The 20,273-nt window shown below is 75.2% G+C and carries 17 protein-coding genes; 6 read left to right on the top strand and 11 right to left on the bottom strand.

All coding sequences use genetic code 11. From position 1 onward, the window contains the following. Positions 1 to 26: 26 nt before the first annotated feature. On the bottom strand, positions 27 to 611 hold the full coding sequence (gene clpP / locus JUB12_RS00720; protein WP_205697706.1) for an ATP-dependent Clp endopeptidase proteolytic subunit ClpP: 585 nt from the start codon (positions 609 to 611) through the stop codon (positions 27 to 29). A 148-nt stretch (positions 612 to 759) separates the two neighbouring features. Then, on the bottom strand, positions 760 to 2,067 hold the full coding sequence (gene tig, locus JUB12_RS00715; RefSeq protein ID WP_205697705.1) for a trigger factor: 1,308 nt from the start codon (positions 2,065 to 2,067) through the stop codon (positions 760 to 762). A 28-nt stretch (positions 2,068 to 2,095) separates the two neighbouring features. Between tig and JUB12_RS00710 the strand changes: the two genes are divergently transcribed. Further along, positions 2,096 to 2,239 carry a hypothetical protein gene (locus JUB12_RS00710; protein ID WP_205697704.1) on the top strand — a complete coding sequence of 48 codons (144 nt, stop codon included), beginning with the start codon at positions 2,096 to 2,098 and terminating at the stop codon, positions 2,237 to 2,239. A gap of 63 nt (positions 2,240 to 2,302) precedes the next feature. Here the strand turns inward: JUB12_RS00710 and JUB12_RS00705 are convergent, their stop codons facing one another. The 3 genes from JUB12_RS00705 to JUB12_RS00695 form a co-directional block, all read right to left on the bottom strand. After that, a complete protein-coding gene (locus JUB12_RS00705; protein WP_205697703.1) occupies positions 2,303 to 3,109 on the bottom strand; it encodes a hypothetical protein in 807 nt (268 codons plus the stop codon). A gap of 211 nt (positions 3,110 to 3,320) precedes the next feature. Then, positions 3,321 to 4,658 (bottom strand): adenylate/guanylate cyclase domain-containing protein, encoded by a 1,338-nt coding sequence (locus JUB12_RS00700; RefSeq protein WP_205697702.1) that lies wholly within the window; start codon positions 4,656 to 4,658, stop codon positions 3,321 to 3,323. A gap of 19 nt (positions 4,659 to 4,677) precedes the next feature. Continuing rightward, positions 4,678 to 5,586, bottom strand: coding sequence for an ABC transporter permease (locus tag JUB12_RS00695; RefSeq protein ID WP_205697701.1), 909 nt, complete (start codon positions 5,584 to 5,586; stop codon positions 4,678 to 4,680). Between the two features lie 82 nt (positions 5,587 to 5,668). Here JUB12_RS00695 and JUB12_RS00690 point away from each other — a divergent pair, with 82 nt between their 5' ends. Then, complete coding sequence (locus JUB12_RS00690; protein WP_205697700.1) at positions 5,669 to 5,890, top strand: hypothetical protein; 222 nt, start codon at positions 5,669 to 5,671, stop codon at positions 5,888 to 5,890. A gap of 45 nt (positions 5,891 to 5,935) precedes the next feature. Beyond that, positions 5,936 to 7,066, top strand: coding sequence for a M28 family peptidase (locus JUB12_RS00685; RefSeq protein ID WP_205697699.1), 1,131 nt, complete (start codon positions 5,936 to 5,938; stop codon positions 7,064 to 7,066). A 3-nt stretch (positions 7,067 to 7,069) separates the two neighbouring features. On the opposite strand, the gene JUB12_RS00680 is transcribed toward JUB12_RS00685, so the two are convergent. The 3 genes from JUB12_RS00680 to JUB12_RS00670 are packed head-to-tail and all read right to left on the bottom strand — an operon-like array spanning position 7,070 to position 10,098. Beyond that, entirely contained in the window at positions 7,070 to 8,110 is a 1,041-nt protein-coding gene (locus JUB12_RS00680; protein WP_205697698.1) for an anthranilate phosphoribosyltransferase, read from the bottom strand. Continuing rightward, entirely contained in the window at positions 8,107 to 8,790 is a 684-nt protein-coding gene (locus tag JUB12_RS00675; protein ID WP_205697697.1) for a response regulator transcription factor, read from the bottom strand. The genes JUB12_RS00680 and JUB12_RS00675 overlap by 4 nt, the downstream gene beginning before the upstream one ends. Positions 8,791 to 8,796: 6 nt before the next feature. Then, positions 8,797 to 10,098 (bottom strand): glutamine synthetase family protein, encoded by a 1,302-nt coding sequence (locus tag JUB12_RS00670; RefSeq protein WP_205697696.1) that lies wholly within the window; start codon positions 10,096 to 10,098, stop codon positions 8,797 to 8,799. Between the two features lie 137 nt (positions 10,099 to 10,235). Here JUB12_RS00670 and JUB12_RS00665 point away from each other — a divergent pair, with 137 nt between their 5' ends. From JUB12_RS00665 to JUB12_RS00655, 3 genes are read left to right on the top strand one after another with little or no spacing between them, the layout of a single operon-like run. Further along, positions 10,236 to 13,814, top strand: a complete 3,579-nt coding sequence (locus JUB12_RS00665; RefSeq protein ID WP_205697695.1) for a nitrate reductase — start codon at positions 10,236 to 10,238, stop codon at positions 13,812 to 13,814. Beyond that, positions 13,811 to 16,234, top strand: coding sequence for a nitrite reductase large subunit NirB (gene nirB, locus JUB12_RS00660; RefSeq protein WP_205697694.1), 2,424 nt, complete (start codon positions 13,811 to 13,813; stop codon positions 16,232 to 16,234). The genes JUB12_RS00665 and nirB overlap by 4 nt, the downstream gene beginning before the upstream one ends. Beyond that, positions 16,231 to 16,578: a nitrite reductase (NAD(P)H) small subunit gene (locus JUB12_RS00655; protein ID WP_205697693.1), complete on the top strand. Its 348-nt coding sequence runs from the start codon at positions 16,231 to 16,233 to the stop codon at positions 16,576 to 16,578. The genes nirB and JUB12_RS00655 overlap by 4 nt, the downstream gene beginning before the upstream one ends. Here JUB12_RS00655 and JUB12_RS00650 read toward each other — a convergent pair. The 3 genes from JUB12_RS00650 to JUB12_RS00640 form a co-directional block, all read right to left on the bottom strand. After that, positions 16,575 to 18,638, bottom strand: a complete 2,064-nt coding sequence (locus tag JUB12_RS00650) for a CocE/NonD family hydrolase (RefSeq protein WP_205697692.1) — start codon at positions 18,636 to 18,638, stop codon at positions 16,575 to 16,577. The genes JUB12_RS00655 and JUB12_RS00650 overlap by 4 nt on opposite strands. A gap of 59 nt (positions 18,639 to 18,697) precedes the next feature. Further along, complete coding sequence (locus tag JUB12_RS00645) at positions 18,698 to 19,366, bottom strand: response regulator transcription factor (RefSeq protein ID WP_205697691.1); 669 nt, start codon at positions 19,364 to 19,366, stop codon at positions 18,698 to 18,700. Positions 19,367 to 19,445: 79 nt separating this feature from the next. Beyond that, on the bottom strand, positions 19,446 to 20,237 hold the full coding sequence (locus JUB12_RS00640; RefSeq protein ID WP_205697690.1) for a hypothetical protein: 792 nt from the start codon (positions 20,235 to 20,237) through the stop codon (positions 19,446 to 19,448). Positions 20,238 to 20,273 lie beyond the last annotated feature (36 nt).

Here is a 20,273-nt window from a genome sequence, read left to right as displayed (position 1 = left end):
CTGGGGGCCAGCCAGTCGGCCGAAGCCTAGTGCTGGGTGATCACCCGGTCGATGATCCCGTACTCCTTGGCCTCCTCCGAGCTCATGAAGTAGTCGCGCTCGGTGTCCTTGGAGACCTTCTCGTACGTCTGGCCGGAGTGCTTGGCGATGATGTGGTCCAGGCGCTCGCGGATGTCGATGATCTCCTTGGCGTGGATCTCGATGTCCGTCGCCTGGCCCTGGAAGCCCGAGGAGACCTGGTGGATGAGGATCTTCGCGTTGGGCAGCGCCATGCGCTTGCCCTCCGCGCCGCCGGCCAGCAGCAGGGCGCCCATGCTCATCGCGATGCCGACGCAGATCGTCTGCACGTCGGGCTTGATGAACTGCATCGTGTCGTAGATCGCGAGACCCGCGTACACCGACCCGCCGGGCGAGTTGATGTAGAGCGAGATGTCCTTGTCGGGGTCCTCGGACTCGAGGTGCAGGAGCTGCGCCACGATGAGGTTCGCGATCTGGTCGTCGACCGGCGTCCCCAGGAACACGATCCGCTCGCTGAGCAGGCGTGAGTAGATGTCGAACGCCCGCTCACCGCGGGACGTCTGCTCCACCACCATGGGGACAAGCGGGCTCATGCGACCTCTCAGTTCCGTGTCTGGGCGTCCGTTCCTGCCGGGTGGCAGGGCGGAAGTCGGACAACGGTAGCAACCGGTCTCCAGCACCCTCCTGGGAGGTTCATCGGCCGTCGGCGCGCGACCCTGAGGCCGCGCGCGGGAGGACCGATCAGCCGTCCGCGGCGTGCTCGACCAGGAGGTCGAGCGCGGCCCGCTGGGCCAGGTCCTCCTCGAGCTCGGCCAGGCGGCCGTCGCGCTCGAGGCGGTCGCGGAGCTTCTCCACCGAGACGCCCTCGCGGGCCGCCGAGGCCTGCAGCGCGTCGAGCACGTCGCCGTCGGAGGGCTTGAGCTCCTCGGCCTCGACGATGGCGGCCAGGACGGCCTCGCGCTTGAGCGCCTGCTCGGCGTCGGACTTGCCGTCCTCGACGATCTCGTCCTCGGTCTTGCCCGACATCTGGAGGAAGGCCTCGCGCGAGATGCCCTGGTGGGAGAGCTGGTGGGCGGTGCGGTCGAAGAGCTCGCGCGCGCGGGCCTCGACCAGCGCGTCGGGGATCTCGACCGTCGCACCGGCGACGGCGGCGTCCAGGACGGCCTCGCGGTACTCCGCGTCCGCGCGCGCCTCGTCGGTCTCCTTGAGCTTGTTCGCGATGTCCTCGCGCAGCTCGTCGAGCGTGTCGAAGCCGGCGGCGTCGGAGGCGAACTCGTCGTCGAGCTCGGGCAGCTCCTTGGCCTTGACCTCCTTGACCGTGACCTGGAAGACGGCGTCCTTGCCGGCGACGGCCTCGTGGAGGTACTCCTCGGGGAAGGTGACCGTGACCTCGACCTCGTCGCCCGCCTTCGCGCCGACGAGCTGCTCCTCGAAGCCGGGCACGAGCCGCCCGCCGCCGAGCTCGATCATCTGGTCGTTGCCCGAGCCGCCCTCGAAGAGCTCGCCGTCGATCGAGCCCGCGAAGTCCATGACGACGAAGTCGCCGGTCTCCGCGGCGCGCTCGACGGTCTCGAGGCGGGCCATGCTCTCGCGCAGCTGGTCGATCTGGGCCTGGACGGCCTCGTCGTCGGCCTGGGCCTCGCGCTTGGCGACCTGCAGGCCCTTGTAGTCGCCCAGCTGGGCGGTCGGGCGCACGCCGATCTCGATCGTGAAGGTCAGCGGCTGGCCCTCCGCGGGCAGGTCGCCGAGGTCGACGTCCGGGTCGCCGATCGGGCTGATGCCCGCGGCGGTGACGGCGTCGGCGTACCAGCGGCCCAGGGAGCCGCGCACCGTCTCGTCCAGGACGGCCTCGCGACCGACGCGCTGGATGACGACCGGGGGCGGGACCTTGCCGCGGCGGAAGCCCTGCACGCGCAGGTCGCGACCGAGGCGGCGGGCCGTCTCGGCCATGCGGCGGCCCACCTCGTCCGCGGGCACCTCGGCCTCGACGCGCACGCGCGACTCGGGCAGCTCGGTGACGGTCGTCTTCACGGGGGATGCGGCGGCCATTGCGCGACGACGATAGCGTCGAGGCGCCGTGGACCGCCCCCAGCTCCGCACCCGCGCCGCCGCCTGGGTCGTCACCGGGCCCGTCGGCCACCTGTACGGCGGCGTGGCCGACTGGGCCGTGATGCTCACGCGGTACGCGTGGGCTCGCGCGCGCGGGCGCGAGGTCCTCTAGACGCGCGAAGGGCGCCCGCTTGCGCGAGCGCCCTCCGGCACCTCAGGGGTGGCGTCGCGGCGCCTAGAGGCAGGTGGCCTGCAGGTGGAACGCGCGGTCGGCCGCGGCGCCGGCGTCGTCGTCGGTGGCGACGCGCACCGTGCGCTCGCCGGTGACGCGGACGGCGGTGCTGCCCGGCGCGTCGAACTCCGCGTCGGTGGCCACGACCTGCGTGGCCTGGAGGGCGCACGCGCGGATGTCCGCGTCGAAGGTGACCGTGTAGCGGCCGGCGCCGTCACGCACCGTCGAGGTGACGCCGCGGCGCGTCTCGGCCGTCGTCGAGCCGTCGGCGCCCACGCGGGCGACCTTCAGCCCGGTCTGGACGGCGCCCACGGCGGCCTTCGCGCCGTCGGAGGCGATCTCGTCCGCGCTCTTGGAGTCCACGCGGTCGGCGTTCAGGCCGTCGGCGACGCCGGTGGCGTTCGTGGTGAACGGCTTGGCGTTGGCGTCCTTGGCGCGGATCGAGCCGACGACCGGGCCGTCGGTCTCGAACTCGAAGGCGAGGCCGTCGGCCAGGTTGTTCGAGCGGATGCACGGCTCGTTCTTGGCCGCGGAGCCGCCCTGCTTGGAGCGACAGCCGTAGATCGCCCCGCCGCCGTTGTCGGACTTGTTGGACTGGCGGGTGCCGTAGGTGCTGGTGTTGGCGATGATCTCCGTCTCGCGGGTCAGCGCCTGGCTCTCGTTGTTGGACGGGTTGCGCGCGCCGAGGGTCATCGACTTGCCCTCGCCCGCGGCGACCGCGAAGGGCGCGGCGACGATCGCGAGCAGGACGGTGAAGACGATGACGAGGGGGCCGCGGCCGTCGAGCCGGGCTCGGGTGCGTCGGGACATGTGAGGGACCTCCGTGGGGGGTTGGACACGTCTCTGCCTCCCGGAACTGCCGTGACTCGCGGAGGTTGCGCCCCTGCAACGCGGGATGCGGGCCGTCTGACACGCCGTCCATCCGGACCGCTCGGCCCGGCGCGACGACGTGTTCGCGCGCGCGGAACGTGCCAGGCACTTTCCACTCAGGCGAGTGGTAGGTGCCAGGCACCTTTCACCCTCAGCCCTCGAGGGCGAAGAGGGGCCAGCGGCCGGGGACGCCCTTGAGCTCGTGGTCGCCGCGGGCGGTGAACTCGAGGCCCGACCCGACGACGGTCCCGTAGGCCGTGCCCGAGGCGAGGACCTCGTCGGCGCTCGCGAGCGCGGCGACGCGTGCGGCGATGTGGACGGCCATGCCGCCGACGTCGTCGCCGAGCACCTCGCACTCGCCGGTGTGCAGCCCCGCGCGGACCTCGATCCCCAGCTCCCGGACCGCGCGCCGGATCGCCTGGGCGCAGCGCAGCGCCGGCGACGGCGCGCCCTCCCACGTGGCCAGGAACGCGTCGCCCACCGTCTTGACCTCGCGCCCGCCGAAGCGCTCGAGCTCGCGGCGGACCCGCGCGTCGTGGGCGGCGAGCAGGTCGCGCCAGCGCGAGTCGCCCAGCCGCGCGGCGTGGCCGGTGGCGTCGACGACGTCGGTGAACAGCACGGTGAGCAGCCGGCGCTCGGGCTCACGCCCCACGCGCCCGCCGGTGAGGAACTCGAGGATCTCGCCGGTGAGCGCCTCGGTGTCGCCGAGCATCGGCAGGCTGTCGCTGCCGGGGAGCTCGACCAGCCGGGCGCCCGGGATCCGCGTCGCCGCCAGCCGTGCGTGGCGCACGTCGATGAGCTGGTCGTCGGTGCGGTGCAGCAGCAAGGTCGGCACGCGGATGTGGGGCAGCAGGCCGCGCACGTCCTGCTCGGAGAAGCGCCGGCTGGCCTCCTCGAAGCCGCGCGGCGTCATCGACAGGCGCTCGAGCCGCCCGAGCCACGTGCGCAGCTGCGGCTGGTCGGCCGCGCCGGGCGCCAGGAGGTCGAGCGTCTCCCCCGTGCCCCACATCCGCGCGGTGGCCGCGATCTGCGCGTCGCGCTCCTCGCGCGTCAGCGCCCACGGCGCCTCCTCGTCGCGCGTCGGGACGACCTGCGCGCCGTACAGCAGCAGCGCGAGGGTCCGCTCGGGACGCCGCACCGCGAACGTGACCGCCAGCGAGGCGCTCGTCGTGTAGGCGAACAGCACGGCCCGGTCGGTGCCCAGGTCGTCGAGGACCGCCTCGATGTCGGTGACCTCGGTGGCCAGCGGCAGGTCGGACCCCGACACGGGGTCCGACAGCCCGGAGCCGCGCCGGTCCATGAGCACGACGCGGCCCGCGCGCGAAAGCCGGCGGTAGAAGCGCTCGACGCCCGGCTCCTCGAGCACGACCTCGATGTGGGACAGGATCCCCGGGAGGAACAGCAGGTCGATCGGCCCGTCGCCGATGGTGCGGTAGGCGATGCTCGCGCCCCCGCTCGTCGCCCACCGGACGCGCTCCTCGTCCCCCACGGCGCGACTCTAGTCCGCCTCAGCGCACCTGCGGGTCCAGCCGGCGCGCGACGAGGTCCACCGCCGTGTTGGCCAGGACGACGAGCAGCGCGCCGACGAGCACGAGACCCTGCAGCGACTCGAAGTCGCCGACGCGCACCGCGCGCAGCGTCTCCCGGAACACCCCCGGCACCGCGAAGACCTGCTCGACGAGGATGACGTTCATGACGAGCAGTGCCATGTTCGCGCCGGCCAGGGTGAGCACCGGCGCGGTCGCCACGGGCAGCGCGTGGTGCCGGACCACCGTGCGCTCGTCGAGCCCCTTCGCCCGCGCGGTCTGCAGGAAGTCGGCGCCCGCGACCTCGCGCAGGCCGGAGCGCGTGAGGCGCAGGCTCGCGGCGGCCAGCGGCAGCGCGAGCACCGTCCACGGCAGCAGCAGGCTGCGCAGCCACTGCAGCGGGTCCTCGGTCAGCGGCTGGTAGGCCGCCCCCTCCCCCGCCACGAGCCCGAACGGGATCCAGCCGAAGCCGGGGAAGAACGCGCGGTTGGCCACGAGCGCGACCCAGTAGACGGGCGCGCAGAGGGCGACGAGCGCGAGCGCCTGCAGGGCCACGGAGCGCCAGCGCGGCCCGCGCGCCGCGACCGCGCCCGCCGCCAGCCCGCCGAGCAGCCCGAGCAGGAGGCCGCCCGCCACGAGCGCCGCGTCGGCGGGCAGCCCCTCGAGCATCAGGTCGAGCACCGGCCGGTTGGACACCCCGCCGCGGCCCAGGTCGAGGTGCAGGAAGACCCGCTCGAGCTTCTCCAGCGTCCCGCGCACGACACCGAGGTCGTCGCCGAAGAGGTCGGGCCGCAGGACGCGCAGCAGCGCGTGGGTCAGGGCCGTCGCGCCGGCCAGCACCGCGACGAGCCCGACGAGCCGACGCAGGAGGAAGACGACGAGGGCCTGCATCGCTGGGGAGGATCCTGACGCACGGGCGCTGTGTGCGATCGGTCACGGCTCAGACGCCGCGCACCGGGTACTTGGTGCGGCCATGGCCTCAACGATCACGCTCATCCCCAAGGGCGACCGCGAGACCGCGGCCCGGATCCTCGACGAGTTCGCGGAGGAGACCGGGCTGACCGGCACCGAGACCGAGGACGGCGGTCGCGTCTTCGACGTCGAGGGCACCGAGCACGAGATCCCCTTCGTCCAGACGCTCGACGAGATCGACCCCACCTGGACCGAGCACCTCGAGTTCAGCGACCCCGCCTAGCCCGCCCCGCCGGACGCGGCGGGCCCGCCGGTAGGGTCCGCCGCGATGAGCGAGGGGCAGCTGCGCGAGGTCGTCGAGCACCTGGCGTCCATCGAGCGGGGCTCGGCATCGCCGGGCGAGCACGAGGCCGCGGCGTGGATCGCCGACCGCCTGCGCGCGCTCGGCCTGCGGGTGGAGGTCGAGGACGAGCCCGCCCACGGCGGCTTCTGGTGGCCGATCGGGCTGCTCAACGCCGCGACGCTGGTCGGTGCCGCGTCGTCGCGGCCGTGGCGCCGGCGGCTGCTGGCCGCCGGGGCGCTCGCCCTGCTCGTCGACGACCTCGACCACCGCTCGCGCGCGTTCCGCAGGCTGCTGCCGCGCCGGCGCGCGCGCAACGTCACCGCCTACGCCGGCGACCCGGACGCGCCGCGCACGGTCGTCGTCGTCGCCCACCACGACGCGGCGCACGGCGGCGCGATCTTCGACACCACCCTGCTCGAGGCGGTCTTCGAGCGCTGGCCCGCGGTCGTGCAGCGCGCCAAGCGCTGGCCGCCGGTCATGTGGGGCGTCGTCCTGGGCCCGATCCTCACCCTGCTGGGCAAGCGGCGCGCCGGCGCGGCGGCGAGCCTCGGCGCCATCGGGGTCATGGTCGACATCGGCCGCTCGCCGGTCGTCCCCGGCGCCAACGACAACCTCTCCGCGGTCGCCGTCCTGCTCGCGCTCGCCGAGCGCCGGCTCGAGGGCATCCGGGTCATCCTGGTCTCGACGGGCGCCGAGGAGTCCAACTCCGAGGGCATGCAGGGCTGGGGCCGCCGGCACTTCCCCGAGCTCGACAAGGCGACCACGACCTTCATCGCGCTCGAGACGCTCGGCTCGGGCCACCTGGTCATCGCCGAGTCCGAGGGCTTCCTGGTCCAGCACGCCTACACCGACCGCGTGAAGGACCTCGCCAACCGCGTGGCGGACGCCAAGGGCATCGAGGTCTGGCGCGGCCTGCGCAACGCCTTCGCCTCCGACGGCCAGATCCCCCTGCACGCCGGCTACCCCTCGATGCTCCTGGGCGGCCTGGACGACATGAAGCTGCCGGCGAACTACCACAAGCCGACCGACGTCCCCGAGCGCCTGGACCTCGCCTGCATGGCGCAGGCGGTCGACCTCCTCGAGGGCGTCGTCGCGGCGCTGGCCGACGAGGCCTGACCCTCAGCCGACGAGCGCGTCGAGCACCGCGGCGGCGCGGCCGTCGGCCAGCGCCGCCTCGCTGCGGCGCACGCCCTCGGCGGGGTCGGTCGCCACGCCGGCCGCGAGCAGCCGGACCGCGCTGCTGAGCACGACGGCGCGGCGCGCGGCGCCGTGCTCGTCGCCCGCCAGCACCGCGCGCGTGAGACCCCCGGCGAGCTCCGGGTCCGGGTCGCCGCGCAGGATGAGCCCGAGGCGCTCGGGCAGCTCGACCGGCCCCGCGAGCGTCGCGGCGACCGGCCGGCCGGGGCGCAGCACGTCGGAGCCCTCCACCCCGCGCAGGGCGACGGCGTGGTCGGCGCCGAGGCGCTCGAGCGCGCCGAGCAGCCGCGGCGCGTAGCCGCCGTGGGTGTGGCCGACGACGAAGCGCCGCGCGCCGAACCAGTCGACGAGCTTCTCGGCCGAGTGCACCGGGCCGCGGAGCCCGACCTCGTTGCGCACCTCGGCCAGGCCCTCCCAGCCGGGCAGCGACTCGCCGGCGTGCACCACCGTCATCCCCGCGCGCGCGAGGAGCGCCGCGGACTCCTCGGGCCCGGGCCGTGCCGGGCCGCCGAGCGCGCCGAGGACGTCGGCGGCCGTCACGCCGTGCTTGGGCCCGATGCGGCTGCCACAGGCGACGACCACGCGGGCGCCGGCCGCCGTGGCGCACGCGCCCGCGGCCAGCGACAGCGGCGGCGCCTCGGCGATGCCGTCGAACGCGCCGGCGCTGACGACGAGCGGCCCGCCGCCGTCCGGCGCGCGCAGCGCCGTCGCCCGGTCGCGCAACGCCTGCGCCAGGCCGGCGAGCTCGTCGGCCGCCTCGCCCTTGACGCGCAGGCCGATGAGGAACGCGCCGGCCTGTGCCGGCGTGACGTCGCCGGCCAGCAGCGCGGCGCCGGCCTCGCGCGCCTCGTCGAAGGTGAGGTCGCGCGAGCCCCGCGGGCCGGTGGCCACCGCCTTGATGACGGAGCGGAAGCCGGCGTAGCCGGCGCGCCCCCGGACGGGCTGCGTGCTGAGGTCGGTCATCGCTGGGCCTCTCCCTCGAAGAGGTAGCCGACGCTGCGCACGGTCTTGATCCGCTGGGCGTGCTCGGTGCCGAGCTTCGCCCGGACCCGTCGCACGTGGACGTCGACCGTCCGCGCGCCGCCGTAGTAGTCGAAGCCCCAGACGCGGCTCAGCAGCGCCTCGCGGCTGAAGACGCGCCCGGGGTGGGTGACGAGGAACTTCAGGAGCTCGTACTCGAGGTAGGTGAAGTCGACCGGCTTGCCGTCGACGGCGACCTGGTAGGTCGCGAGGTTCACCTCGAGCGAGCCGACGCGGACGACCTCGTCGTCGGTGACGCCGGTGACGCGGCGGCGGGCGCGGGCGATGCGCGCGCGCAGCTCGACCGGCCGGATCGGCAGGACCACGAGCTCGTGGCCCTCGTGCACCGCGCCGGACTCGAGGTCCTCGTCGTCGACCGCCACGAGGACGGGGACGTCGCCGAGGTCCTCGTCGCTCTCGAGCCGCGCGCACAGGCCGACGTCGCCCAGGACGAGCGCGAGGTCGGGCGGGCGGCCCGCCGCGACGCCGTCGCCCTCGGGGCGCAGCGAGCCGTTGGCGGTCACCCTGCGCGGGGCGAAGCCCAGGTCGGCCAGGACCCGCGCGACCTCGCCGGCGGCGTCGCCGTCGGCGTCGGGGTCGGTGTAGATCCAGGCCTCGGCCACGGCCGGCTACAGGGAGCGCAGGAAGCGCTCGAGCTCCCACTGGGTGACGGTGGACTGGTAGGCGTCCCACTCCGCGCGCTTGTTGGCGACGACGAGGTCGACGAGCGCGTCCCCGAGCGTCTCACGGGCGAGCTCCGAGGACGCGAAGGCGTCGGTCGCCTCGCGCAGGTCGGAGGGCAGCAGCGGCGCCTCGTGGGTCACGCCGCCGTGCTCCTCGGGCGCCAGCTGGTAGCCGCGCTCGATGCCGCGCAGGCCCGCGGCGAGGATGAGGGCGCAGGCGAGGTACGGGTTGGCACCGGGGTCGGGCGAGCGCAGCTCGATGCGGGCGGCGCTCTCGCGGTCCGGGCGGTTGGACGGGACGCGCACGAGGCCGGCGCCGCCGGTGCGCGTCCACAGCACGTGGCGCGGGGCCTCGAAGCCGTTGGCCAGCCGCTTGTAGGAGTTCACCCACTGGTTGGTCAGCAGCGTGAGCTCGCCGGCGTGGGCCAGCAGGCCGGCGAGGAACTGGCGGCCCAGCGCGGAGAGCGGCTCGCCGGGGTCGGGCGAGAAGAACGCGTTGCGCGAGCCGTCGAAGAGCGACAGGTGCAGGTGCATGCCGCTGCCGGCGTGGCGCTCGAGCGGCTTGGGCATGAACGTCGCGAAGACGCCGAGCTCGCTGGCGACCTCCTTGACCGCCAGGCGGAAGGTCGTGATGGCGTCGGCCATCGACAGCGCGTCGGTATGCGCGAGCTGGATCTCGTGCTGGCTCGGGCCGACCTCGTGGTGGCTGGCCTTCACGGGGATGCCGAGCTGCTCGAGCAGGTCGATGGTGCGCCGCCGGAAGTCGCTGCCCTCGTCCAGCGGCGTGAGGTCGAAGTAGTTGCCGGCGTCGAGCGGCCGCGGCGCCGCGCCGTCCCCGTCGTCGGCGAAGAGGAAGAACTCCAGCTCGGCCCCGACCTGGGCGGTCCACCCGAGGTCGGCGATCGACTCCAGGACGCGTGCCAGGACCGCGCGGGAGTCGGCGGGCGCCGGCGCGCCGCCGGGCTGCTCGAGGCTGCAGAACATCCGGGCGACGTCGCCGCCGCGCCACGGCAGCAGCGCGAAGGTGCCCGGGTCGGGCATCGCGATGACGTCGCGCTCGCGCTTGCGCGCGGCGCCCTCGAGCGCGGAGCCGTCGACGCCCACGCCCTCCTCCAGCGCGGCGTCGAGCTCCGAGACCGGGACCGCGAGGGACTTCAGGGCGCCGAGGACGTCGACGAACCACAGGCGCACGAAGCGCACCCCGCGCTCCTCGACGGTGCGCTGCACGTAGGCCTTGCGCAGGTCCACGACTGCAAGGTAGGGGCGCCCGGAGGGCCTCCGAGTCGCCACTTCGTCGGAAGATCCGTGCCACTCGGTCGAGCTGTTCATCAGCCCGAAACAGACGCGTCGCGCGGGAGAAACCGCGGCCCCGCACAGTGCTCGGCGTGCCCGAGGCCCAGGCGACGCTCTGCCCGTACTGCGGGACCGGCTGCGGGCTGCGCGTCGAGGTCGACGGGGGCCGCGTCGCCCGGGTGGCCGGCGACCCGCGCCACCCCGTCAACCGCGGGCGCACCTGCCGCAAGCCGATCGAGCTGGGCTCCGCGGTGCACGCCGCGGACCGCGCGACGGTGCCGCTGCTGCGCGCCTCGCGCGACGAGCGCTTCACGGAGGCGACGTGGGACGAGGCGCTGGGCCACGTCGGCGGCGAGCTCGCACGGATCGTGGCCGAGCACGGGCCCGACGCGGTCGCCTTCTACGTCTCGGGCCAGCTGCTGACCGAGGACTACTACGCGGTCAACAAGCTGGCCAAGGGCTTCCTCGCGACGAACAACGTCGACTCCAACTCGCGGCTGTGCATGTCGAGCGCGGTCGCGGGCTACACGGGCGCCTTCGGTGCCGACGGTCCGCCGCCCGCCTACGCCGACCTGGCCCTCGCCGACTGCCTGCTGCTGCTCGGCTCGAACGCGGCGGCCTGCCACCCGATCGTCTGGAGCCGCATCCGCGACCGCCAGGCCGAGGGCGCGAAGGTCGTCGTGGTCGACCCGCGCGCGACGCCCACGGCCCAGGCCGCCGACCTCCACCTCGCCGTGCGCCCGGGCAGCGACCTGCCGCTGCTCAACGCGATGCTGGGGGTGCTGGCCGACGAGGGCCTGCTCGACGAGGCGTTCGTGGCGCGCCACACGACGGGCTTCGGCCGGGCGCTGGAGGCCGCGCGCGCGTGGCCGGTGCCGCGGGCCGCCGAGGCCTGCGGCGTCCCCGCGGCCGACATCGTGCGGGCGGCGCGGCTGTTCGGCACGGCGGGGACGGCCATGGCGCTGTGGTCGATGGGCGCCAACCAGTCGACCGTGGGGACGCTGAAGAACCGCGCGCTCATCAACCTCTGCCTGGCGACGGGCAACCTCGGCCGTCCTGGGTGCGGTCCGCTGTCGCTGACCGGTCAGCCCAACGCGATGGGCGGGCGGGAGACCGGCGGCCTGGCCCACCTGCTCCCCGGCTACCGCAAGGTCGTCGACGCCGGGCACCGCGCGGAGGTCGCCGCCCACTGGGGCGTCCCGGCCGAGCGGCTCCCGGCGGTTCCCGGGCTCACGGCGGTCGAGCTCGTCGACGCGCTCCTCGAGGGCCGGGTGAAGGCCGTGCTGGTGGCGGCCACCAACCCGGTCGTCTCGCTGCCCGACGGCGGGCGCGTGCGCGAGGCGCTCGAGCGCGCAGAGCTGCTCGTCGTCCAGGACTGCCACCACCCGACGGAGACCTCGGCGCTCGCCCACGCCGTCCTGCCCGCGGCCGCCTGGCCGGAGAAGGAGGGCACGATGACGAGCTCGGAGCGGCGCGTCGGGCTCGTGCGCCAGCTGCTGGACCCGCCCGGTGACGCGCGGCCCGACTGGCAGATCTACGCCGGGCTGGCACGCGAGCTGGGCTTCGGCGCCGACTTCGCGTGGGCGACGCCCGCCGAGGTCCACGCCGAGTACGTCGCCCTCACTGCGGGACGCCCGTGCGACCAGAGCGGGATCTCCCACGAGCGCCTGCGGCGCGAGGGCTCGGTGCAGTGGCCCGCGCCGGCACAGGTCGAGCACGACGGGACGACCCGCCTCTATGAGGGCGGGCGCGGCATCCCGACGCCGGCGGGCAAGGCGCACTTCGCCCCCACCCCCCACGCCGACCCCGCCGACGCCCCCGACGAGGACCGGCCGCTGGTGCTCACGACGGGCCGCCTGGCCGACCAGTGGCACACGATGTCGCGGACCGGGAAGTCCGAGGCGCTGCGGCGCGCGGCGGGTGAGCCGACGGTCGACGTCCACCCCGAGGACGCGGCGGACGCCGGTGTCGACGAGGGCGACCGCGTCCGGGTGTCCTCCCGCCGCGGCGAGGTCGTGCTGCGCGCCCGCCTCGATGCGACGCTCCCGCGCGGCGTCGCCTTCGCGCCGTTCCACTTCGGGGCGCTGCACGCCCCCGCGGGCGCCGGCGCGCTGAACGTCCTCGGGCACCGCAGCGTCGACCCGACCTCGGGCCAGCCCGAGCTCAAGGCCATCGCCGTCGGCCTCGCGCCGGCGGGGGTCACCCCGGCCGCGCGGGTGGAAGGTGCCAGGCACCTTCCATCCGGACGCCCGCGGCTGGTCGTCGTCGGCACCGGGATGGCGGGGCTGCGCGTGGTCGAGGAGCTGCTGCAGCGCGACCCGTCGTGGCGGGTGACGATGCTCGGCGAGGAGCCGGGGCCGGCGTACAACCGGATCCTGCTCTCCAAGCTCCTGGCCGGCGACTGCGGGCCGGCCGAGCTCGGGCTGCGGCCCGCCGCGTGGTACGCCCAGCACGGCGTCGACCTGCGCGGCGGCTGCCCGGCGACGGCGATCGACACGGCGGCTCGCACCGTGACCGACGCGCACGGCGAGGTCCACGGCTACGACGCGCTGGTCGTGGCGACGGGCTCGCGGCCGTTCGTGCCGCCGGTGCCGGGCGCCGGCGCCGACCACGTCCACGTCTTCCGCACGCAGGCCGACGTCGCCGCGCTCGAGGCGGCGCTGGGCGCCGGCGCGCGGCGCGCCGTCGTCCTCGGCGGCGGCCTGCTCGGCCTCGAGGCCGCCGCCGGCCTGGCCGGCCGCGGCGCCGCGGTCGACGTCGTCGAGGCGGCCCCATGGCTCATGGGCCGCCAGCTCGACGAGGCCTCGGCGGCGATGCTCGCCCGGGCGCTCGCCGCCCGCGGCATCACCGCGCGCTGCGGGCGCCTGGCCGCCGCGATCGAGGCCGACGCGGTCGTCCTCGACGACGGCACGCGGCTGCCCGCCGACGTCGTGGTGGTCGCGGCGGGCGTGCGGCCCGAGACGACGCTGGCCGCCGCGGCGGGCCTGCCGGTCGGCCGGGCGATCGAGGTCGACGACCAGCTGCGCGCCGGCGCCCCGCGCGTCTGGGCGGTCGGCGAGTGCGCCGAGCACCGCGGCACGGTCTACGGGCTCTGGGCGCCGCTGGCCGAGCAGGCCCGGGTCGCCGCCGCGGGCATCGCCGGCGACCCCGCCGCCTTCCACCCCGTCGTCCCCGCCACGACGCTCAAGGTCGCCGGCGTCGACCTGTTCTGCGGCGGCCGGCCCGAGGCCGCCGACGGTGAGGACGAGGTCGTCCTGCGCGACACCCGCCGGGGCGTGTTCCGCAAGCTCGTGCTCGACGGCGACCGCCTCGTCGGCGCGCTCATGCTCGGCGACGTCGCCGACGCGCGGCGCTGCTCGACGCTCCTGCGCACCGGCCACGCGGTCGACGACGGGCTCCTCGACGGCCCGGCCGCGACCCGGCCCCCGGCACCGCCCGACCCCGACGAGCTCGTCTGCTCCTGCAACGCCGTGACGGCGGGGACGATCGAGCAGGCGATCGTCGGCGGCGGGGCCCGGACGGTGGCGCAGGTCGCGACGGCCACGCGCGCCTCGACGGGCTGTGGCGGCTGCGCCGGCCAGGTCCGTCAGCTGCTCGACCTCCACGCGTCATCAGCTCGAAACACGAGCGTCGCGGACGCGAAACCGCCCCCGGCCACGATGCCCGCATGAGCATGGACGGCACGGTCCCGGGCGCCCCTGGCGTCGTCGTGGTCGGGGGCGGCATCGCCGGCCAGGCGGTCTGCGAGGCGGTGCGCGAGCTCGACGCGCTGACCCCGATCACGCTGGTCTGCGCCGAGCCGCGGCTGCCCTACGACCGCGTCCGGCTCTCGGAGATCCTCGTGTCGGGCGCCTCGTGCGAGACGCTCGCGCTGCGCCCCGCCGAGTGGTTCACCGACCACCACGTCGGCACGCTCGTCGGACGCCGCGTCGTCGAGGTCCGCGCCGCCGAGCGCCTCGTCGTGCTCGACGACGGCGCCGAGCTGCCCTACACCGCGCTGGTCCTCGCCACCGGGTCGGACGCGCTGATGCCGCCGATCCCCGGCATCGACCAGCCCCACGTCCACCCCTTCCGCGGCCCCGAGGACTGCGACGCCATCCGCGACGCGGCGACCACCGCGAGGCACGCCGCGGTCATCGGCGGCGGGCTGCTCGGCCTCGAGGCCGCGCGCGGCATCGCCTCCCAGGGCTGCGCGGTCACCGTCGTGCACCTCATGGACCGGCTCATGGAGCGCCAGCTGGACGCCGGCTCCGCCGCGCTGCTCGAACGCGCCCTGGGCATGGACGTCCTCTTCGAGCGCCAGACGGCCGAGATCGCCCCCGACCGGCTGCGCTTCGCGGGCGGCGACGAGCTGGAGGCCGACCTCGTGGTCGTCTCCATCGGCATCAGGCCCCAGGCCGAGCTCGGCCGCGCCACCGGCTGCGCCGTCGAGCGCGGGATCGTCGTCGACGACGGCCTGCGCACCACGGTCGACGGCGTGTGGGCGGTCGGCGAGTGCGCCCAGCACCGCGGGATCGTGCACGGGCTCGTCGCCCCGATCCTCGACCAGGCGCGCACTGCCGCCGCGGCGATCTGCGGCGACACGACCGCCGCCTACGAGGGCTCGATCCCGAGCGCGAAGCTCAAGGTCTCCGACGTGCCGCTCGTGGCCATCGGGGCCACCGACGGCGACGGCGAGGTCGTCTCGCAGGACGCGGGGCGCGGCGTCTACCGCAAGCTCGTGGTGCACGAGGGCCGGGCGGCGGGCGCCATCCTCCTCGGGGACGTGCGTGGCGCCGAGGCGCTGCTCGGCCTCGTGCGCCGCGGGGACGAGGTCGAGGACCCGCTCGCCGTGCTCGCCGCCTCGGCCGAGGCGGGCCCCGCCGAGTGGAGCGACGACACCCAGGTCTGCGACTGCAACGGCGTCTGCAAGGGCCAGATCACGGCCGCGGTCACCGAGGAGGGCGCGCGCACGCCGCGCGAGGTGATGGCGATGACCCGCGCCGGCACGGGCTGCGGCTCGTGCAAGGCGACCGTGGTCGACCTCGTCGCGCTGGCCGCCGGCGGCGAGGTCGCCGACGAGCCCGCCTACCTGTGCCCGTGCAAGCGCCAGACGCGCGAGGACCTCGCCGCCGTGGTGCGCGAACAGGGCCTCGAGTCGGTCTCCGAGGTCTCCGCGGCCTGCGGGACGGGGCGCGACTGCGGCGCCTGCAAGCCGGCGCTGGCCTACCTCGTCTCCGAGGTCAACGCCAACCGCCACCGCGAGGAACGCCACGCGCGCTTCATCAACGACCGCGTCCACGCGAACATCCAGAAGGACGGCACGTTCAGCGTCGTCCCGCGCATGTACGGCGGCGTGACCACGCCCGAGGAGCTGCGCCGCATCGCCGACGTCGCCGAGCAGTTCGACGTGCCGCTGGTGAAGGTCACCGGCGGCCAGCGGCTCGACCTCCTCGGCGTCAAGAAGCAGGACCTGCCGGCCGTCTGGGAGGCGCTCGGCATGCCCTCGGGCCACGCGTACGCCAAGGCGGTGCGCACGGTCAAGACGTGCGTGGGCGAGGACTTCTGCCGCTTCGGCCTCGGCGACTCGATGGGCCTCGGCGTCGAGCTCGAGAAGGCGTGGGAGGGCCTGCACACGCCCCACAAGGTCAAGGCCGGCGTCTCGGGCTGCGCGCGCAACTGCGCCGAGGCGACGATCAAGGACGTCGGGCTCGTCGCGGTCGGCGAGGGCCGCTGGCAGGTCCGCGTCGGCGGCGCGGCCGGCGGCAACGTCCGCGAGGCCGACGTCCTGGCCACGGTCGACTCGCGCGCCGAGGCGCTGCGCGTCGCCACGACGTTCCTCCAGCTCTACCGCGAGAACGCGGACTTCAAGGAGCGCACGTACGACTTCGTCCCCCGGTGGGGCCTGGACCGCATCCGCGAGGAGGTCCTGGGCGAGGCGTCCGGTGCCGCCCTGCGCGAGCGCTTCCGCCTCGCCAAGGCGGCGGTCACCGACCCGTGGCTCGAGCGCCGCGAGCCCTACCACCCCCGGCAGTTCACCGACCTGGACGACGAGCCGGCCGCCGCGCGCGAGCCTGCCGTCGTCGGCCCGCCCGAGGAGGCGCTCCGATGATCCCCGTCTGCTCCGTCGACGACGTCCCGGCCGGCGAGGGCCGCTCCATCGACGTGGAGGGCCGCCGCATCGCCCTGTTCAACACGCCGACGGGCTGGTACGCCATCGACCACGCCTGCCCGCACGCGGGCGGCCCGCTCGCCGACGGGATCGCCGCGGACTGCTCCGTCATCTGCCCGCTGCACGAGCGCCGCTACGCGCTGGACACCGGCGCGCCGATCGGCCACGCCGGCGGCCCCGTGGCGACCCACCGCGTGCAGGTGCTCGACGGTCGCGTGTGTGTGGCGCTGGGCGAGGACGCCGGCGCGGACGACGCCGCGCCGGCGGCCGCCGTGGCGGCCTAGCCCCGCGTCAGGTCGGGCATCGGCAGCGCCGCGCACCCCGCGGGGGCGGCCTGGCGCTTGGCGGGCTTCTTCGCCTTCGCCTTGGTCTTCGCGCCCTTGCGCGGCTTGCCCTTCGCCTTCGTCTTCGTCTTCGCCGCGGCCTTGCGCTGCTTCGCCGAGGACGTCCTGCGCTTGGAGGCCTGCTTCCTCCTGGCGGCCTTCTTCTTCGCGGCCTTCTTCTTCGCCGCCGCCTTCGCCGGCACCGCGCACTCGCTGCCCACGGTCGGCAGCACGACGTGCGAGGCGTGCTCGGGGTCGGTGAGGACCTTCACGGAGCCCAGGAGCGAGTCGCGCAGCTGGGGCAGCGGCGGAACCTGGTGGGGGAAGTCGCTCGGGGCGACGACGACGCGCAGGCGGTGGCCCTTGCGGATGACCGCGTTGGTCGGGAAGACCTCGACGTCCATCTCGGTCGCCTCGCCGGGCTTGACCGCCTGCACCGACGAGCGCGTGTACGGGTGCCAGGGCTGGATCGTCTCGCCGCGCACGACGCGGTCGCGGCTCGTGTCGCGCGCGCGGAAGGTCGCCGCCAGCCAGCCCGAGGTCAGCTCGGTCGACGCGCCGCTCGGGGAGACGTCGGTCAGGCGCACCGTGACGGGCGCGTCCTTCGCGGTCGTCGTGATCCAGAGCTTCGCGGCGATCGGGCCGTCGACGTGGAGGTCCTGCTCGAGCGGCGGCGTCGTGTAGGTCGCCTGGCCGAGCGCCTCGTCCAGCCGGTTGTCCTGCGCGCACGGGATCGAACCCAGCAGGCCAGCGGTCCATTGCACGGTGCTCTGCGTGCAGATGCCCGACAGCGGCTGCTGGACGTAGCCCTGCGGGGACTCGGCCGCGCGCGGCGCGTCCGCCGACAGGGCCTTGCCGCCCCGCAGGAACATCCTGCGCGGCGCCATCTGCGGCCGGGGCCAGTCGTCCTGGACCTCGTAGCGCTCGGCGCCCCAGGCGTACTGCGTGACCTTGGGGATCTCGCCGACCTTCGAGTCCAGGCCCTTGAGCCAGTGGTCGAACCAGCGCAGCTGGATCCTGCTCAGCGACGGGACGCCGTCGCGCGGCAGGCCCTCCCCCATCGAGCCGCCGACGTGCGTCCACGGGCCGATGAGCAGGCGCGCGTCGACGCGCTGCTTGAGGCGCTCGTAGACGAGCGGCTCGCCGCGCTGGAAGATGTCGTGCAGGCCGCCGACCACGAACGCCGGGACCTTGATGTCGTCGACGACCTCGAGCGGCGAGCGCGTGCGCCAGAACGGCCCGTCGTAGACGGTGTCGGTGCCGAGGATCGCGCCGAGCAGCGTGTTGAGCTGGAAGTTCGCCACGCCGGTGACGTGGCTCGTCAGCGCCGACAGGCCACGGACGAGGTCCTCCTTCTTGCCGCTCAGCGCGTAGGACGGCGGCGTGATCGAGCCCGCCGTGACGAGCCCGAGCCACAGCGGGATGAAGCCCGCGTTGATCGCGCCGCCGGAGAAGACGATGTCGCGGTAGCCGTCGGCCATCGGGACCACGGGGAAGATCGCCTTGAGCCCGGCGGGCTGCAGCGCCGCGGTGTAGAGCTGGTTGAGGCCCATGTACGACGGGCCGTTGAGCCCCACGTTGCCGTCGCTCCACGGCTGCCTGGCCGCCCACTCGACCACGTCCTTGCCGTCGAGCTGCTCGGCGGTGCCGAACGAGTCCCACTGGCCCTGCGAGGCGCCGGTGCCGCGGACGTCGACGGTCACCTGCACGTAGCCGCGCTGGACGAGGTAGTTGGCCCCCGCGCCGAAGAAGCCGCCGACGCCCTCCTTGCCGTACGGCGTCTGGGTGACGAGCACGGGGTAGCGCCCGGGCCGGTCGGGCCGGGAGACGGTGGCCGAGAGGACGATGCCGTCGCGCATGGTGATCGGCACCTCGCGGTCGGTCACCACCCCGTTCGTGGCCGGCCGGTCGTAGTCCGACCAGCTCGCGGCGTGCGCCGACGCGGCGCCCCCGACCAGCACCAGGCAGACGGCGGCCAGCACCGCCCGCCACAGCCTGCGACCCAGACCCTGCTCCAGCATGTGCGCTCTCCCTCTCCGCGGCGGCGCATCATGCGCCACCGATCGGTGACGACCAGAGGCTAGCTGAGCCGCGGACCCGGTGGTCCACCTACACCGGCGCCGAAGGCCAGGACCACCGCCTGCAGCCGGCTGTCGACGCCGAGCTTGCCCAGGAGCCGGGCGACGTGGGTCTTCACCGTCGCCTCGCCGAGCACGAGCTCGTCGGCGATCTGCGCGTTGGACAGGCCGCGCGTGAGCAGGCGCAGGACCTCCAGCTCGCGGTCGGTGAGCTGCGCGAGGCGCTCGCGGACCTCGGGCTCCGGCGCCGGGCGCGCGAGCCAGTGGTCGACCAGCCGGCGGGTGATGACGGGATCCATCACGGTCTCGCCGCGCGCCGTAGCGTGGACCGCGTCGGCGAGGCGGTCGGAGGCGACGTCCTTGAGCAGGAAGCCCAGCGCGCCGGCCTCGAGCGCGTCCTGGACGACGTCGTCCATGTCGGAGGTCGTCAGGACGAGCACCCGCGCGCGCGAGCCCGCGGCGCGCAGGCGGCGGATCGCCTCGATGCCGTCGACGCCCGGCATGCGGACGTCCATCAGGACGACGTCGGGCTGGAGGCGCAGCGTGCGCTCCACCGCCTCGCCCCCGTCGGCCGCGCAGCCGACCACGTCGAGGCCCGCGGCCTCGTCCAGCACGGCGCGCAGGGTGCGGCGCACCCCTGCGACGTCGTCGGCGATGAGGACCTTCGGCACGGCGTCGCAGATCCTCCGCGCCCGGGACGGGCGGGCGGGTGCGGTCACCCCCCGAGGGTGGTGGGAGCCTGCTCCCGGCTCAGCCGCCCGGCGCGCCGAGCTCGGCCGGCGTGACCGTCTCCCTCGCCGGCGGCGGCGCGGCGTTGCGCAGGTCGACGTCGTAGCCGAGCACCTCGAGCGTGCTGCGCAGCATCCCCGTCGTCGGCTTGGGCGGGCGCATCGTCAGCTGCATCCGCCGGGGGCGGTCGTCCTCGCCGATCCAGAGGTCGACGGTCGCCCGGAAGTCGCCCGCGCCGACGACGCGCTGGAGGCGCTGCTGGGCGGCGACGCCGCTCGTGCGGGCGATCGCCTTCGAGTCCAGCTCGCCGGTGACGTGCGTCGTGGGCTCGCCGCGGACGTCCTCCTCCCCCAGCTCCCGGGCGCTGCCCGAGTCGCGCAGGAAGGTCACGAACTCGACGGGGGTCAGGGTGCTCGGGGTGCTCGCGTCGCCCTCCACCCGCAGCCAGCGCTTGCCGTCGGGCAGCTGGCGCGTGAGCTGGCCGGAGCGCACCCACTGCGTCGCGCCCTGCGTGATCGCCTCGAGCTGGGTCTCGCGCGCGCCGGCCTCGGCGAAGCGGCCGAAGATCCGCCCGCTCCGGGCGTCGACCGCCGAGATCACGACGCCGTCGAAGCGCTGGGCGGCGCCCGCGACGTCCGAGCGCATCTTCACGGTCGCGCGATAGCTGCGGATCGCCTTGGTGGCCTTGGCGGCGGCGTCGAGCTCGGAGCTGCGCGCCGGGGTCCCCTTCGGCGCGGGCGCGCCCCGCTCGCCCTCGTCGCCGCCCCCGCCGCAGCCCGCGACGAGCGCCGCCATGCAGGCTGCCGTGAGCACCAGCCGTCCCCGTCCTCGCACGGCACGCGAGTCTAG

It is taken from the genome of Conexibacter sp. SYSU D00693, assembly GCF_017084525.1.
Classification (GTDB): domain Bacteria; phylum Actinomycetota; class Thermoleophilia; order Solirubrobacterales; family Solirubrobacteraceae; genus Baekduia.
The sequence above is the reverse complement of the archived record's forward strand: the minus strand, read 5'-3'. Positions and strand labels throughout refer to the sequence as shown.

What these genes read in the sequence shown, in the direction of transcription:
- clpP (WP_205697706.1), bottom strand. Translation starts at nt 611, where the DNA reads ATGAGCCCGCTTGTCCCCATGGTGGTGGAGCAGACGTCCCGCGGTGAG.
- tig (WP_205697705.1), bottom strand. Translation starts at nt 2,067, where the DNA reads ATGGCCGCCGCATCCCCCGTGAAGACGACCGTCACCGAGCTGCCCGAG.
- JUB12_RS00705 (WP_205697703.1), bottom strand. Translation starts at nt 3,109, where the DNA reads ATGTCCCGACGCACCCGAGCCCGGCTCGACGGCCGCGGCCCCCTCGTC.
- JUB12_RS00695 (WP_205697701.1), bottom strand. Translation starts at nt 5,586, where the DNA reads ATGCAGGCCCTCGTCGTCTTCCTCCTGCGTCGGCTCGTCGGGCTCGTC.
- JUB12_RS00690 (WP_205697700.1), top strand. Translation starts at nt 5,669, where the DNA reads ATGGCCTCAACGATCACGCTCATCCCCAAGGGCGACCGCGAGACCGCG.
- JUB12_RS00685 (WP_205697699.1), top strand. Translation starts at nt 5,936, where the DNA reads ATGAGCGAGGGGCAGCTGCGCGAGGTCGTCGAGCACCTGGCGTCCATC.
- JUB12_RS00680 (WP_205697698.1), bottom strand. Translation starts at nt 8,110, where the DNA reads ATGACCGACCTCAGCACGCAGCCCGTCCGGGGGCGCGCCGGCTACGCC.
- nirB (WP_205697694.1), top strand. Translation starts at nt 13,811, where the DNA reads ATGAGCATGGACGGCACGGTCCCGGGCGCCCCTGGCGTCGTCGTGGTC.
- JUB12_RS00655 (WP_205697693.1), top strand. Translation starts at nt 16,231, where the DNA reads ATGATCCCCGTCTGCTCCGTCGACGACGTCCCGGCCGGCGAGGGCCGC.
- JUB12_RS00650 (WP_205697692.1), bottom strand. Translation starts at nt 18,638, where the DNA reads ATGCTGGAGCAGGGTCTGGGTCGCAGGCTGTGGCGGGCGGTGCTGGCC.